Origin of the sequence: Shewanella sp. (genome assembly GCF_047975355.1) — a bacterium.
In the GTDB taxonomy this organism is placed as follows: domain Bacteria; phylum Pseudomonadota; class Gammaproteobacteria; order Enterobacterales; family Shewanellaceae; genus Shewanella.
Map to the genome: position 1 here is coordinate 40,305 of NZ_JBKEDJ010000034.1, position 15,943 is coordinate 56,247.

15 protein-coding genes are annotated in these 15,943 nt (G+C 48.4%); all 15 read left to right on the forward strand.

The genetic code is table 11. The annotated features are described in order from the left end of the window. Positions 1-50 precede the first annotated feature (50 nt). Positions 51-1,181 carry a FimV/HubP family polar landmark protein gene (locus ACK5NH_RS11350; RefSeq protein WP_416920168.1) on the forward strand — a complete coding sequence of 377 codons (1,131 nt, stop codon included), beginning with the start codon at positions 51-53 and terminating at the stop codon, positions 1,179-1,181. Between the two features lie 165 nt (positions 1,182-1,346). Continuing rightward, positions 1,347-1,559, forward strand: a complete 213-nt coding sequence (gene rpmE, locus ACK5NH_RS11355; RefSeq protein ID WP_011624224.1) for a 50S ribosomal protein L31 — start codon at positions 1,347-1,349, stop codon at positions 1,557-1,559. A 511-nt stretch (positions 1,560-2,070) separates the two neighbouring features. Then, a complete protein-coding gene (locus ACK5NH_RS11360) occupies positions 2,071-3,315 on the forward strand; it encodes a malic enzyme-like NAD(P)-binding protein (RefSeq protein ID WP_416920171.1) in 1,245 nt (414 codons plus the stop codon). Between the two features lie 213 nt (positions 3,316-3,528). Continuing rightward, entirely contained in the window at positions 3,529-5,439 is a 1,911-nt protein-coding gene (gene csrD / locus ACK5NH_RS11365; protein ID WP_416920173.1) for an RNase E specificity factor CsrD, read from the forward strand. A gap of 238 nt (positions 5,440-5,677) precedes the next feature. Next, entirely contained in the window at positions 5,678-6,556 is an 879-nt protein-coding gene (locus ACK5NH_RS11370) for an MSHA biogenesis protein MshI (RefSeq protein ID WP_416920175.1), read from the forward strand. Next, positions 6,553-7,155, forward strand: a complete 603-nt coding sequence (locus tag ACK5NH_RS11375; RefSeq protein ID WP_416920176.1) for a PilN domain-containing protein — start codon at positions 6,553-6,555, stop codon at positions 7,153-7,155. Before ACK5NH_RS11370 ends, ACK5NH_RS11375 begins: the two co-directional genes overlap by 4 nt. Continuing rightward, positions 7,152-7,802 carry an MSHA biogenesis protein MshJ gene (locus tag ACK5NH_RS11380; protein WP_416920178.1) on the forward strand — a complete coding sequence of 217 codons (651 nt, stop codon included), beginning with the start codon at positions 7,152-7,154 and terminating at the stop codon, positions 7,800-7,802. Before ACK5NH_RS11375 ends, ACK5NH_RS11380 begins: the two co-directional genes overlap by 4 nt. Next, positions 7,789-8,106, forward strand: a complete 318-nt coding sequence (locus ACK5NH_RS11385) for an MSHA biogenesis protein MshK (protein WP_416920180.1) — start codon at positions 7,789-7,791, stop codon at positions 8,104-8,106. Before ACK5NH_RS11380 ends, ACK5NH_RS11385 begins: the two co-directional genes overlap by 14 nt. Before the next feature lie 14 nt (positions 8,107-8,120). Continuing rightward, positions 8,121-9,803 carry a pilus (MSHA type) biogenesis protein MshL gene (gene mshL / locus ACK5NH_RS11390; protein WP_416920182.1) on the forward strand — a complete coding sequence of 561 codons (1,683 nt, stop codon included), beginning with the start codon at positions 8,121-8,123 and terminating at the stop codon, positions 9,801-9,803. 6 nt (positions 9,804-9,809) lie between these two features. Further along, positions 9,810-10,739 carry an ExeA family protein gene (locus tag ACK5NH_RS11395; protein ID WP_416920184.1) on the forward strand — a complete coding sequence of 310 codons (930 nt, stop codon included), beginning with the start codon at positions 9,810-9,812 and terminating at the stop codon, positions 10,737-10,739. Next, positions 10,736-11,932, forward strand: a complete 1,197-nt coding sequence (locus ACK5NH_RS11400) for a tetratricopeptide repeat protein (RefSeq protein WP_416920186.1) — start codon at positions 10,736-10,738, stop codon at positions 11,930-11,932. Before ACK5NH_RS11395 ends, ACK5NH_RS11400 begins: the two co-directional genes overlap by 4 nt. Then, on the forward strand, positions 11,929-13,689 hold the full coding sequence (locus ACK5NH_RS11405) for a GspE/PulE family protein (protein ID WP_416920188.1): 1,761 nt from the start codon (positions 11,929-11,931) through the stop codon (positions 13,687-13,689). The genes ACK5NH_RS11400 and ACK5NH_RS11405 overlap by 4 nt, the downstream gene beginning before the upstream one ends. A gap of 2 nt (positions 13,690-13,691) precedes the next feature. Beyond that, on the forward strand, positions 13,692-14,912 hold the full coding sequence (locus ACK5NH_RS11410) for a type II secretion system F family protein (protein WP_416920189.1): 1,221 nt from the start codon (positions 13,692-13,694) through the stop codon (positions 14,910-14,912). Positions 14,913-14,950: 38 nt separating this feature from the next. Then, on the forward strand, positions 14,951-15,445 hold the full coding sequence (locus ACK5NH_RS11415; RefSeq protein WP_416920191.1) for an MSHA biogenesis protein MshF: 495 nt from the start codon (positions 14,951-14,953) through the stop codon (positions 15,443-15,445). 76 nt (positions 15,446-15,521) lie between these two features. Continuing rightward, positions 15,522-15,943: pilin (locus ACK5NH_RS11420; protein ID WP_416920193.1), on the forward strand; the 422-nt coding region annotated here is incomplete at its 3' end.

Below are 15,943 nucleotides of genomic sequence, written 5' to 3' on the forward strand. Positions count from 1 at the left end.
GAGGGCTAGTCCTAATGACAGTTTATCCAAGGATAGTTGAGAGTAAGTAAATGACTAAAATAGCGAAATCATTAGGACTATTCGCCTTAGTGTGTAGCGCATGTGTGCAGGCGCAAGTTTCCCATGTGAGTGTCAATAGCCGCATGTTTGAATTGGGCGCTTACCCCAAAATGCGCGTCAATGTGATCACCGATAATCAGGATATGACGCGGCTTGAATTTGCGGTGCAGCAGTCAGGCGGTGAAGAAAAACTCATGGCCGAGCAGCTTAACCGTTTCTTGGTTTTGCTAACAGGTGTGGAGGATGTGACCGACCCCAAGGCACGGCTGTTAGTGCGCGAGTATCGTGTCGACCGTTGGTATGAAGTGAAAAATCTGCCGCTGTTTGATAATGCTTCCTCTGCGACGTCTTCAGTATCGCAAGCAAAAACGGCGGTTGTGAAATCGAGTAAAGCGGCCACAGCCGAGACAAGTCAGTTGGTGGCAAGCTCTGCTAAAAGTGACAAAACCCCAGTTAAATCAACTAAGGTTGTGCAAGAGGTGAATTTAGTCACCGCTGAAGCTGATGTTGCTCCCGTTGCACCCGTCGTTGTGGCTGCGTTGACGGCAGAGGTCGCTGCTGCACCTCGCACCTCTGGATTTACTTTCCCAGAGGATAAGCCTGATGCGAAAGTATCATCCACCTCGAGTTCGTCGGTAGCGGCATCTGCTGAGGTTAAATCTGAGCCATCTAAATCTGATATGTCTACACCAGAGCCGTCGACAACAAAAGCCGCGAGAGAGCTGGCGGTTGCACAAGCGTCTGCTGATGTATCAAAAGTCGACAAGAGCAAGGCTGCGGTTGATGCGCACGAAGTTAAGGCTGCCGAAGCAACTGCAACCGAGGTTAAGGTGGTAAGTTCGACAAACGCCAATGCAACAAACTCGGGTGAGTGTATGTTGGATTATCACAACGAGACCCTATGGCGCATTGCCAATCGTTATGCCCCGAAATGGCAAGTGAGTGTATATGGCGCTATGTTGGCGATTCATGATGCCAACCCTAAGGCATTTTCGAAGAATCGAATTAACGCGTTGAAGAAAGATGCCACTCTCCATTGCCCATCGGCTGAGATACTTGCGCGCTATCCCGAAGCGCAGGCGGCTAAGACAAGTTTCGAGGATAGAGAGGCGGGGAGATAAATGTTTGCGAGCAAGTAGATTATCGTGAAAATGCTCAGATAATCTACTTGTATCCGCGTAGGTGATACTGTACTATTCTGCGCCCTAACATATCGTTATTAACTGCATGTGGTGTCCGACTTCGGGTTGGAAGAGCGACATGGCCTTACATTTGAGGTAATCCCAATGAAACCAGGTATCCACCCAGAATATGCAGTAATCACTGCAAACTGTACTTGTGGCAACGTAATCAAAGTAAACTCTACTGCTGGTAAAGACCTGCACTTAGACGTTTGTGGTGCATGTCACCCATTCTACACAGGTACACAAAAAGTTGTTGATACAGGCGGTCGTATCGACAAGTTCAACAAGCGTTTCGGTATGCTTGGCAAGAAATAATTGCATTAGCAATGTTTCTCCAAAAGGCGCCTATGGCGCCTTTTTGCTTTCTGGTTCTCTGGCACAAAATCGCTACTTTTCTATCTTTCTGGTACGACTTCACTTAAAAAAGCATCAAAGTCACTTTATGACTGCCTAAAACTGCATAAATTGACTTATTTATAGCAATTAACTATAAGATAACGCAGTTAACTATCACTATTGTAATTTAGTCAATATTTTTGGTTTTGTTAAGCGTTTTTTCATTGTTTTAGCGGGTTATGTTCGTTTGTTTTCTACAAATTTAAACAGATAATCATCCTTTCTTGGCAGAGATAAGTTTATAAAACTTGGCTTAGAGAGATAAATCTGTCGCAAAGGCGAAATTTCTCAATATCTTATTTAAAAATTTACCCAATTGGCGTATCTTACCCCGACCTGCCACACTGTTTAAATCGCCCGTAAATGAGGTGATCTTGGGTTGGTCGGCCTTACTTCCATACTTATAAATGTCGCATTTCAGGATGTTAAAATGTCAGATATTCGTCAACAAGCACTCGATTATCATGAATTCCCCGTTCCCGGTAAAACCGCAGTCTGCCTCACTAAACCTGCTGAAACGAGCCATGACCTCGCACTAGCCTATAGCCCAGGTGTAGCTGAACCGGTACGTGAAATTGCCGCTAATCCTGACAATGCATATCGTTACACCAACAAAGGTAACACAGTCGCTGTTATCACCAACGGCACAGCGATTCTGGGGTTAGGTAACTTAGGCCCATTAGCATCAAAACCCGTGATGGAAGGTAAGGCTCTGTTGTTTAAACACTTTGCAAATATCGACTCGACCGATATCGAAGTGACCCACAACACCCCTGAAGAGTTCATTAACACAGTTGCGGCTATCGCTGGCACCTTTGGTGGGATTAACCTCGAAGACATCAAGGCGCCAGAGTGCTTTGTTATCGAGCGCGAATTGATTGAGCGTTGTAATGTGCCCGTGTTCCACGATGATCAGCACGGCACCGCCATTGTGACCGCAGCGGGTATGATCAACGCCTTAGAAATCCAAGGAAAACTCATTAGTGATGCCACTTTTGTGTGTATGGGAGCGGGTGCTGCTGCAATTGCCTGTATGACCATGCTGGTTAAGTGTGGTGCAAACCGTGCCAACATTTATATGTTAGACACTAAAGGTGTTATCCATACCAGTCGTACCGATCTGAATGAATATAAAGCCTTGTTTGCTAACGATACCGGCAAGCGCACCTTGCAAGATGTGATTAAAGGTGCCGACGTATTCTTAGGTTTATCTGGCCCGAACGTGATTGGTGCCGAAGAAGTGGCCATGATGGCGGATAAGCCGGTGATTTTTGCCTGCTCGAACCCAGATCCTGAAATCAAACCTGAGCTTGCTCACACAACGCGCAGCGATTTAATCATGGGTACTGGCCGCAGCGATTATCCAAACCAAGTGAATAACGTGCTGTGCTTCCCATTCATTTTCCGTGGCGCCTTGGATGTGCGTGCATCTTGCATTAACGACGAGATGAAAGTAGCCGCAGTACATGCGATTGCTGGATTAGCGAAAGAAGAGGTACCTGCGAGCGTACTTAAGGCTTATCCAAAGGTGAGTTCATTAAGTTTTGGCCCTGAATATGTGCTGCCTAAACCAATGGATCCACGCTTGTTACCTCGTGTAGCCCGTGCGGTTGCACAAGCTGCGATTGATTCGGGTGTTGCAGCTATCACTACGCTGCCACACTATGCGGATTAAGCGCTAAGTTGATTAACAAAAAAGAGGCTAAATAGCCTCTTTTTTGTTTTTACTCTAGATTAAACTTATGCAATCTGAATTCTTTTTAGAGGCTTTGAAAACCAATCCTTGGTTGCCTTTTAGCGTATGCTACTGAATAATCTTGGCAGCATTTGTTGAACTCGTGTTAAGAGTGCACCGATAATTATAATAATCCAGCAGGATAGCGGATCGATGAAATTCACTCGAATGTTAACTACTAAATTGACCAGTTTTTGGTTAATGTCTTTGGCCGCTATCGCCTTTGTCTTTTTACTCAGCGCCATGATGAGCTTTGTGCAGTTGACCTATAAGTTTCAACAGCAGAAAGTGTCTGAGCTTGAGTCCCTACTAATTGAACATTATCAAACTCAACCCGATTGGGAATTAGAGTCTTGGTTGCCTCCGATGCTGCTAGCGTATAACGCCGTTGAATTCCGTTTAACCATGAAGAGTGAAGTGCTCTTCGCCTATCAGGGCAATGTGAATACGCAAAATGCCATGGTGTATACCCATTTGCTCGATCCTCAGTCGGGGCTCAACATGACCCTCACGCTGCCACAGCCCTTTGAGCATTACAGTGTTAGTTGGTATGAGCTGCTCATTTTAGGCGTGGGCTTGCTGGCGGTGATCGCTCTAGTGCGTTTTGGCCATGTATGGTTTTCGCAGCAGTTGGATGGTATTGAAGAACTTGCCCAGCGTAGCCGACTGATTTTGCAAGGTAAGCATGAGCAGGCTCTCGCGACCCCCGGCAATGGTAAGCCAAGACTTATCAACCGGGCCTTAACTAAGCTACTTGAAGAATTGCAGGACGCCCACAAAGAACGCGGCCGTTTCGATAAATTTATTCGCTCAAACACCTTTTTAGATGCACAAACCCGTATCGGTAATCGGCTATTTTTAAACAACCGTCTCGATGCCTTGAGTCATGACCAAGGCATGGTGGCCCATGGGGTGATTTATCTGTTGGAGATGGATGACCTCGATTTACTGCAACAGGCCAAAGGGGAGAGCGCGGTTAAAGAGTTACTCCATGCGACAGTGAACAGCATTAACTCTATTTTGCAGACGTTACCCAACAGCATTTTTGCACGCCGCTCCCATAATCAATTTGCGATTGTCGTGCCCCATGTGTCTTTGATTGAGGCAGATCAGCTCGCCAGTAAACTGCTGAAAGTCTGTTTGAGTCAACCTTTGCCCGATGACGTGGAGAATCAAGACAACTTTTACCACTTAGGCTGCGCTTACTTTACTGCGGGGGATAATGTTAATCAGTTGCTCGATGAAGCCGACATGGCCTTACGTGCCGCACAGTTACAAGGTAACAGTAATTGGTTTATGTACGATAAGGGCGCCATTGATGAAGAGTTTGCTAAAGGCTCAGTGCGTTGGCGTAGCTTCTTAGAAAATGCCTTAGTTCAAAGGCGTTTTTATCCTTTTAGTCAGCCTGTGATGGACTCTGACGGTGTTGAGCATCACAAGGAAGTCTTTACCCGGGCGCGGGATAATCAGGGCGCGTTAGTGCGGGCAACACTTTTTATTCCCATGGCCAACAAATGTGGTTTGATGCCCCAGATTGAGCGGCAGATGATTGAGCGAGTACTTTGCTTATTGGCGCAAGAGCAGCATAAAAATCAAGTTTATAGTGTGAACTTGAGCCTAGATACCTTAATGAGCCGTGCCTTTACTCAGTGGCTTAAAACCACTTTGCTCGAATATCGCCACCTGACGCCACAGCTGATTTTTGAGGTGTCCGAGGACATAGTTATCCAGCACCAAGATAAACTTAAGCCAAAGCTGGATATGATCCGTAAGATGGGGGCGCGTCTGTGTGTCGACCATGTTGGGCAGCAGGTGGTGGGCACTTACTATATTCGTGAATGCCACTTCGACATGATAAAACTGCATAGGTCGATAGTGCGACACATTCATTTACGCCCTGAAAATCAATTGTTTATTCGTAGTCTTATCGGTGGCTTGTATCGCACCGAAGTGCAAGTGTGCGCCGAGGGCATTGAAGTCTTTGAGGAATGGCAAACCCTGCAAATCCTCGGCGTGGGTATGGCGCAGGGCACCTATTTTAGTGACCCTATTGAGGTGCAATAGCGAGCATTTTTTCCCTTGCCGTATGTGATCGCTGTGGAAGAATGGGGCCGAAATGTAGGATTTCTCTATAAAATTCACAGATTAGCGGCTAAACTAGCCTGTGCCAAAATTATGACGCTAGGGATGATGGGTTTCACATTTCTCATTTTGGTGAACATTATCCTGATCCCGTTTTGGACGTTTGTTATTCGCGCTCTTATGACTCAAGCTTTAACTTTATCGGAAGACAGGCATTTTTATGGATAAAGGACTTTTTGCTCGGTTGGCCTTTTGGCGAGCCAAACAAGCTGGCTCGGCGCTCGGTGTATATGTCTGTGCCGATAAGCTATGGGTCTATGCACCCGCGACTGAAAGTCTTGCAGAACAATGGGTTTCCTATGAACTGCAACAAAACCAATGGCAACAGGCCTTTGCCAAACTTGCCAATGCCTTTCCCCATGCCTCCTTACAAATTGTCCTCGGCAGTGGCCGTTATCAATTGCTTGTGGCCGATAAACCCAATGTCGATAGTGACGAATTATCCCAAGCTTTGCTTTGGTCTATCAAAGACATGGCCACTATCCCTGTGCCGCAGATTCACTTGGATTATTTTGAGTCCCCCCTGCCGAGCAATAAACTGAATGTGGTCGTGGTCGATAAAGACAACTTACGTGCTATGGTGCAAGCCATCAGCGATCAGGGCTTAAGTGTGCTAGGCATTAGCATCGAAGAATTAGCCATGACCAACCTGTTTAACGATAATAATCAGGCGCGATTAGTGGTGAGCCATCACACAGGACAAGAGTTGCTGTTAACCGTGGTCAAACAGGGCCAGCTCTATATGCAGCGCCGAGTGCGGGGGTTTAGTGAACTCGATAAGGCCGAAGTAGATGAGTTGAATTACGGCTTGGCGGATAACTTAAGCTTAGAAATACAGCGGTCTATGGATTACTTTGAGAGTCAACTGCGTCAGCCTCCAGTCGCGTCAATTGAATTATTTGCCGACGGCGCCGTGGATGCCTTGGCTAAGTTAGTATCGGCTAATTTTAACCAAGCCGTTAATGTCGTGAATAAGCGTGCCGTGGGCGCGAGCATGGCGGGATTAGCCTTTAGTGAACTTTCACGAGGTGCCGAGTGATAAAATCGAGAGTCAATCTATATTCTGCGGCATTATTACCCCCAAAGCAGACTTTAACCTTCGCGAAATTAATGACTTATACCTTAGGCTTGGTACTGGTCTGCGCCATACTCGCGGCCTTTAGTTATTGGCAATCGGCCGAGTCTCAGCGGGCGCTAAGCCAAGCTTCTACGCAAAAACAGCAATTCGATCAACAAAAGGCGGAGCTTGAGGCACAAATTGCCACCCGTAAACCCGATCCGGAGTTAGTCGCGCGCGTCGAGTTAGAGTCACAGCAGCTCGAGTTAAAACAATTATTAATGAGCGAATTAGCACTGCGTTCGTCCCTCACCAGCCGAGGCTTTGCACCTGTGTTGAAGGATTTGGCTATGGTGGCCGATGCGAGTGTTTGGCTGAACCATATTGTGATTAACGAGCAGCACTTTATGTTTGAAGGCTTTGCCGATCATCCGCAGAGCATTCCACAGTGGGTGGGTAAGTTGAAGACCACCAATACCTTAAAAGGTCAGGCTTTTTCGTCTATGACCATGGATCGTGGCGAGGATAAACCGCTGGCTTTCACACTGACGAGTGAGACCCCAGAGGAGCGCACGCGATGAAAGCCCAATTTGAACAGTTAGCGCAAAAGTTTGATGCACTCAGTCAGCGTGAGCGGGGGCTTATTACTGTCGCCGTGTTAGTGCTGGTCGCTATGTTGGCCTATATGCCTATCGAGTCGTTTTGGAAACAACAGTATTCGACGGCGCTGCAATTGAAGGCGTTAGAGCAAGAAAATAAGATCTCGGTGCAACAGATTGATTTATATCAGCAGCGATTGGCTATGGACCCTAACCAGGACTATCGCCAGCGTTTAAACATGTTGCAGCAACAGAATCAAGAGATTGATGCTCAGCTCAACGAGCAGATGGTCGATATGGTGCCCGCCGATTATATGCCTGAGCTGCTGGGTAATCTGCTTGGGCAGGTTCAAGGCATTAAATTACTTAAGTTTACCTCGGTTGCGCCCGTGCCACTCCTTGCCGTGGGCGAAGAGAAAAAGCTCAATCTCTACAGCCATGGAATACGCATGAGCTTGGAGGGGGATTATTTCTCCGTGCTGCGTTTTGTTGAAGCGGTAGAGGCCATGCCCGACAAACTTTATTGGAAACGACTCGACTATAAAGTGGCCGATTACCCTAAAGGGAAAATCGATATCGAGCTATATACCTTGAGTATTAATAAGGACTTTATCAGTGTTGCTAAATAAGCCTTATATTTTCATCGCATTATTGGGGATGTCGGCCCAAGTGTCGGCTGAAAGCTTAAGGGACCCCACTTTGCCCGGTAAAGGTTATCCGGCCGCTGGCGCCGTGACTCAGAACCAAAATCAAGCCCTAGTGCTCAATAGCATCGTCAGCTCGGGCAACACGGCCTATGCCGTAATTAATAATAAAATTGTGTCCGTGGGAGACAGCATCCAAGGGGTCAAAGTGGTGCGTATCACCCCCTCGTCGGTGTCTTTGTCTGACGGACGGAAATTAGCATTATTTCAAGCAATAATAGAGAGATAGGGAATAACACTCAGATGACTGCCATTAAATATATTACACCTCTACTCTCACTTTGCCTTGTGGCTTGCCAAACCACGGATAGACCACAACCCGTTGCCTCAAAGGAAGCACTGGCCGCCTCGATGCAAACCGCGACTCAACCGCCCCCTCCACCACCAGCCACTATGCCAGATGCGGTGCAGCGCGAGCTGAACGCCAATGCCATGATGGGCGGTTTAACCCCGCCGATGGAGACTGAGCGTCGCATCGATGTGTCAGCCCACGATGTGGATGCCAGAGTGTTTTTCCCCAGTCTAGTGCAGGGCACGCCGTTTAGTGTGGCCGTGCATCCCGATGTGCAGGGCACGATTTCATTGTCACTAAAGGGCGTGACCCTGAGTGAAGCTATTCAAGTGGTGGAAGATATTTATGGTTATGAGGTGAGTCGTGAAGGGCGCATCCTGCGCGTATTCCCTGCTGGCATGCGGACCGAGACTTTCCCGTTAAATTACTTATATATGGAGCGTGATGGCCTGTCGTTGACCTCAGTAAGCTCGGGCCGGATCTCCGACAATAACAACTCGAATAACAATAACTCCAATAGCAACTCCAACAACGGAAACTTTGGCAACAATAGCGACAATAACAATTCCAACAACGGCAATTATGGCAACAATAACAGCAGCGATAGCACTAACGGCACCTTTATTCGCTCGCGCACTAAGACCGATTTTTGGGGCGAGTTGAAAGAAACCTTAAGCGCTATCATCGGCGATACCAGCGGTGGTCGTCAGGTGGTGGTGACGCCGCAAGCTGGTTTAGTGACTATTCGTGCCTATCCTAATGAGCTTCGCCAAGTACGTGCCTTTTTAAATTCCGCAGAAAGCCATCTGCAACGCCAGGTGATCCTCGAAGCGAAGATCCTCGAAGTCACTTTATCTGATGGTTATCAGCAAGGTATTCAGTGGGAAAATGTGCTGGGGCATGTGGGAAATACCAATATTAATTTTGGCACCTCTGCGGGCGCGGGCTTGAGCGATCAAATCACCGCTTCTCTTGGTGGAGTGACTTCCTTAAGCATTAAAGGCTCGGATTTCAATACCATGATTAGCCTGCTCGATACCCAAGGCGATGTGGACGTGTTGTCCAGTCCAAGGGTCACGGCATCGAACAACCAAAAGGCGGTGATCAAAGTCGGCACCGATGAATATTTTGTGACTGACGTGTCATCGACCACAGTGGCGGGCACTACGCCTGTGACTACGCCTCAGGTGGAGTTAACACCCTTCTTCTCGGGCATAGCCTTGGATGTGACACCGCAAATCGATAAAGACGGCAATGTGTTACTCCATGTTCATCCTTCTGTTATCGATGTTAAAGAACAAACCAAGGACATTAAGGTCAGCAGCGAATCCTTAGAGCTACCGCTGGCACAGAGCGAGATCCGCGAATCCGATACCGTTATCCGCGCGGCTTCGGGCGATGTGGTGGTGATCGGTGGTTTGATGAAGAGCGAGAATACCGAGGTGGTTTCTCAAGTGCCGCTACTCGGTGATATTCCACTTGTTGGCGAATTATTTAAAAATCGCAGCATGCAGAAGAAGAAAACCGAGCTGATTATTATGCTAAAGCCGACTGTAGTGGGTAATGATACTTGGAAAAACGAGTTAGAGCGTTCTAAGACCTTACTCGACCGTTGGTATCCAGAAAATAAGTAAGCTTTCATGTATTTGAAGCACTTTGGACTCAGCCAAACGCCATTTTCGTTAACACCTAATACCGGATTTTTTTTCGGGTTATCCCCGCACGTAGAGGCGCTGCAAGTGTTGCAGACCGCCCTACAAACCGGGGAGGGCTTTATTAAAGTCACCGGCGAAGTGGGCACGGGCAAAACCTTAATCTGCCGTAAGTTGATTAACGAGCTGCCGCAGGGCTTCCATTGTGCGTATCTTCCCAATCCTTATCTCAGCCCCGCCGAGCTGCGCTGGGCGGTAGCCAATGAGCTTGGGTTAAAGTACACCAGCGACATTGACCAGCAGCAACTCACCGGACTTATCCAGCAACAATTACTCGCCCTGAGCGCCCATGGGCACGCCATCGTATTGGTACTGGACGAAGCACAGGCCTTGCCCGATGAAAGCCTCGAAGCGCTGCGGCTCTTTACCAATCTTGAAACCGAGAGTCGTAAACTGTTGCAAGTGGTGCTCTTTGGTCAGCCCGAATTAGATGAGCGATTAAAGCGCCAAGCCTTTAGACAACTGCGGCAACGCATTACTTTTAGCTACAGTCTGCGGCCGTTAACCTGGGATGAAACCGATGCCTACATTCGTTACCGCCTTGCGGTGGCAGGGTATGCGGGACAAGCGTTATTTGGCCCTAAGCTCACTCGCAAGATTGCCGCGGCATCACGTGGCATTCCCAGATTGATCAACATTTTAGCCCACAAAGCCTTGATGCTCAGTTTTGGCGAAGGGGCAACGCAAGTGCATATGTCCCACATTAAGGACGCGATACAAGATACCGAAGATGTCAGTCGCGGCTCGCAAAAGTTGCCGACCTATATTGCGATCGCACTGATAGCATGTGCAGTGGCTATTGGGGCATTGTTGGTTTCTGGCGTTAACCTGCAACAGTTGTGGGGAGGCGTCGCATGAGCGTAATCAATAAGATGTTGCAGGATCTCGATAAGCGCCAGCAGGGGCACACTTTCAGTAATGTTGCTGTGCATCAGGCGCAGTATTTAGGGCGTCCAAATACATCGCGCAAATGGTTAGCTATCAGCTTAGTGTCACTGCTTGTGGGTGGTTTGTCGGTTTATGCCTTTCAGGCTATGCACGACTCAAGGAGCCTCGCGGATAACGGTACAAATCCTGTGGCGAGTACGCAAACTCAGCCGGATAAAGCAAGTCCACAGGCCGATGTTCGCCTAGAGGAAACGGTAAAGACTACGCCGACTGAGCCAAGTGCTGAGGCGGCGCAAGCGAGTCCGTCGTCAACAGACGCTCCAGCAAAAGATATGTCAGCGTCAGCCCCAAGTGTTGCTCAACCTCCCCGTGTTAACGCTGCACCCGTTGAGCCAAAGAGCGAACAGGTAACAGAGTCGGTTGCGGCTAAAGCCAATCAAGCAAAAATTAACGCAAGCCAGAGTGAAGTTAAACTAACCCAAACAGAGGTCAGAGCGAGTGAGCAGGCCGCGTCTGTTGTGACTAAAGCTTCGTCCCAAACTTCGCCAACAGGGCAAATGGCGGTCATGGAAGTCATACTTTCACCAAACCAACTCGCGCAAAAGCAGTTAGTGTTGGCGGCAGACGCCGAAAAGCAAGGTCAGTTGCTTAAGGCTATGGATTACTATGCTAAAGCGCTCAAGCTCGATCCGAGCTTACATGAGGAGCGAAAACAACTAGCGGCGCTGCACTATGGCCAAGGCGAGCTTGCTCAAGCGGCCGAAGTGTTAGCGCAGGGACGATTGCTTTATCCGCAAGAGTTTGAATTTGCTTTGCTATTGGCCAGGGTGCAACATGCTATGGGTGAGACAGATTCGGCTCTTGCTAGCCTTGCTCAAATCCCCGATAGCCATAACTTGGCGCGACAAAAGTGGTTAGCACAAACGGATTTAGCCCAAAAGCAGGGGCAATTTAGCTTGGCTGAACAGGTTTATCGCAAGTTATTGCTGCAGGAGCCGCAGCAGGCGAAATGGTGGATGGGATTAGCCTACGCCCTCGATTCGCAGCAGCAATTCGGCCCCGCTAGTCAGGCCTATCGCACCGCCTTAAGTTATGCAGGCCTGTCGACCCAAGCCACGGCTTTTATTGAACAACGTTTACAACAACTAGGAGATAGCCAATGAAACCCAGATTAAAGATGCGTTTGGGCGATCTGTTAGTTCAAGAATCGATTATTACCGAAGAGCAGCTACAACAAGCCTTAGGTGAGCAGCGTAAGACAGGGCATAAACTCGGCCGCACCCTGATTGAGCTGCGCTCTATTACCGAAACCCAATTACTGCAATTTTTGTCGCAGCAGTTAAATTTGCCGCTGCTGGATATCAGCAAACGCCCCATCCCAGCCGAAGTGGTAAGCCTTATTCCTGAGGTGCAAGCTCGGCGTTTTCGCGCACTTGCGGTCGAAGATAGGGACGACACTGTATTGGTCGCAATGAGCGACCCGGCAGACTTACAGGCGCTCGACCATTTAGAAATTTTAATCGCACCGAAAAAGCTCAGTGTCGCGGTCGCACCCGAGCAACAATTACTGCAAGCCTTCGATAACCTGTATCGCCGCACCGACCAAATCGCGCAAATCGCCGGTAAGCTCGAAGAGGAATATGCCGCAGATCAAATGTTTGATCTGGCGAGCCTGACTTCGAGCGATAGCGATAATGAAACCACAGTGGTTAAGCTGCTGCAGTCGATTTTTGAAGACGCGGTGCAAATGCGTGCCTCGGATATTCATATTGAGCCCGGCGAAAAGGTGCTGCGGATCCGTCAACGTATCGATGGTCAGTTACACGAGACCATTCTAAATGAGGTCAATATTGCTGCGGCTTTAGTATTGCGCCTTAAGCTTATGGCTGGGCTGGATATTTCTGAAAAACGTCTGCCGCAGGACGGACGTTTCCATATGGAAATTAAAGGCCACAAGATTGACGTGCGTATGTCGACCATGCCGATTTACCACGGCGAATCTGTGGTGATGCGTCTACTCGACCAATCCGCAGGCTTGTTGACCTTAAACGAAACTGGGATGCCGCCGCATATTTTGGCGCGTATTCGTAAGCAGATTAAACGTCCTCACGGCATGTTGCTGGTGACTGGGCCTACGGGTAGCGGTAAAACCACCACCTTGTATGGCATCTTAAGTGAGCTCAATACTGCGGATCGCAAAATTATCACGGTAGAAGATCCGGTCGAATACCAATTGCCAAGGATCAACCAAGTTCAAGTTAACCATAAGATTGGACTCGATTTTTCGAACGTGCTGCGTACCACCTTGCGTCAAGACCCGGACATCATCATGGTCGGTGAGATGCGCGACCAAGAAACGGTGGAGATTGGTCTTAGGGGCGCACTTACAGGTCACTTTGTGTTATCCACATTGCACACTAACGATGCGGTGACTAGCGCGCTTCGTTTGCTCGATATGGGCGCCGCCAGTTACTTAGTGGCGAGTGCGCTAAGGGTGATTATTGCCCAGCGCTTAGTGCGCCGCGTTTGCCATAACTGTGGCGTGGAATATCAGCCCACAGCGCAGGAAAAAGCCTGGTTGAATAGTGTGAGTCGTCAGGATTTTTCATCGGCCAAGTTCCGCATTGGTACTGGGTGTCAAAGCTGTAACGGCAGTGGTTATCGCGGCCGTATCGGTATTTTTGAGATCCTCGAATTGGACGAAAAGATGATAGATGCGATGCGTACCGGTAATCCACAGGATTTTGCCCGTGCGGCACTGCAAAGCCCGAATTTTACCCCGCTTGCCGAGTCGGCACTGCAATATTTGAGCGAGGGCATGACGACCATTGAAGAGGTGGCTAAGCTTGTTGAGGATGTGAGTGAGTCACAGGTGCCACTCTCACGGGATATTATCAGTCAGCAAGGCGTTGAGGCGTAATTATGCCGGTTTATCAATACCGTGGACGCAGTGGACAAGGTCAGGCCGTAACGGGGCAGCTCGATGCCACCTCCGAAAGTGCCGCCGCCGATCTGCTGTTATCCCGTGGCATTATCCCGTTAGAAGTCAAAGTCGCGAAGGAAGCCAAGTCCTTTACGCTGGCCCAGTTGTTCAAACGCAAAGTCGGCTTGGATGAGCTGCAAATTTTTACCCGGCAAATGTATTCGCTAACGCGCTCGGGGATCCCAATTCTGCGGGCCATTGCTGGCTTATCTGAAACCGCTCATTCCCAACGGATGAAGGATGCGCTGAATGATATTTCAGAGCAGTTAACCGCGGGGCGTCCGCTGTCATCGGCCATGAACCAACATCCAGATGTGTTCGATTCTCTTTTTGTTTCTATGGTTCATGTAGGGGAAAACACCGGTAAGTTAGAGGATGCTTTTATACAGCTCTCGGGTTATATCGAACGTGAGCAGGAAACTCGCCGGCGGATTAAAGCTGCGATGCGTTACCCCATATTTGTATTGATTGCCATCGCGTTGGCCATGGTGATTTTAAATATCATGGTGATCCCGAAATTTGCCGAGATGTTTGCTCGCTTCGGTGCCGACTTGCCTTGGGCGACTAAGGTGTTAATCGGCACATCAAACTTATTTGTGAACTACTGGCCTTTAATGCTGGTTATTTTACTCGGGACTATTATCGGGATCCGTTACTGGCACCATACAGAAAAAGGTGAGAAACAATGGGACCAGTGGAAATTACACATCCCAGCCGTGGGCTCGATTATTGAGCGTTCGACACTATCCCGTTATTGTCGCAGTTTTTCGATGATGCTCAGCGCTGGGGTGCCGATGACGCAGGCGCTTAGTCTGGTCGCCGATGCGGTGGACAATGCTTATATGCACGACAAAATTGTTGGGATGCGCCGCGGCATTGAGTCTGGCGAGTCCATGCTGAGGGTATCGAATCAGAGTAAATTGTTTACGCCACTAGTATTGCAAATGGTCGCGGTAGGCGAAGAAACCGGACAAATTGATCAACTGTTAAATGATGCCGCCGATTTTTACGAAGGTGAGGTCGACTATGATCTTAAAAATCTCACCGCTAAGTTAGAGCCGATTTTGATTGGCATTGTAGCTGCGATCGTGTTGGTGTTGGCTTTAGGCATTTATCTGCCGATGTGGGATATGCTCAACGTAGTCAAAGGCGGGAAGTAATGCCGAGTCGAGAATTTAACGTTATTAGGATCAAATAGATGCAGAGCCAGCAGAAGGCAGAAAGCGATCTATTACGGGTTTATGGGCGACTCGTTAGCCTGACCTTGATCCTGATTATTCTCGCGGTGATTGGATTTAAATATTTTGCGACTATGCCACAACTTGCCGCCCGTAATGTGGAGTTAGAACATACTCGCTTCTTAAATGTGTTGGCTATGGTGCGTTCCCAATGGCTTTCCCTTGGCAAACCACAAGAAATGCGACTAGATTGGGAAGTGTTTAGCGAGCAAAGTGCAAATAATGAGCAAACATCTGTGCTCATGAATGCGCAGGGCTGGCCACAACCTAGCCATCTTGATGACCAAAGTTGTCAGGTATTATGGCATCATTTAATGGGCCAAGGGGCGGGTGACGAATCCCTTATCGGCTCGTATTTTGCTAAAGATAATAGCTGCCGTTATCGCTCAAAAAATGGGGACAGTATCGGCTATCAACTCTACTCTGGCAGGGTCATTTTTTTGACGTCTTCCTAAAATATTGTTAAGTAACGGGCTTTTTTAAACTGATTTAGCTGTTAGAATGGACTTTCATCAAGATAGGGAGAGACTAATGAAGACTAAGCAAGATGGTTTTTCATTGATTGAACTGGTCATAGTGATCGTAATTTTGGGTCTGTTGGCCGCCACCGCGATCCCTCGTTTTTTAAATGTCACCGATGATGCCGAAGATGCCAGTGTGGACGGAGTCGCGGGTGGTTTATCCACCGCAGTGAGTTTTGTTCGTTCACAATGGGAAGTCGATGGTCGCCAAAATAGCAGTGTGATTCTAGATGGCACTGCAGTATCCCTCGACCCGCGTTTTGGTTATCCAACGGGTGCCTCTGGCACCGATGCGACTGCGATGACGGATGCAAGCTGTCAGCAGGTATTCAATACTGTATTGCAAAGTGCGCCGCGTAACGTGCTTTATTCGCAAGATGCGCGCAATCAACGTTATACAGTGCGCGTTATCGATGGTGCGGGCGGAAGTTC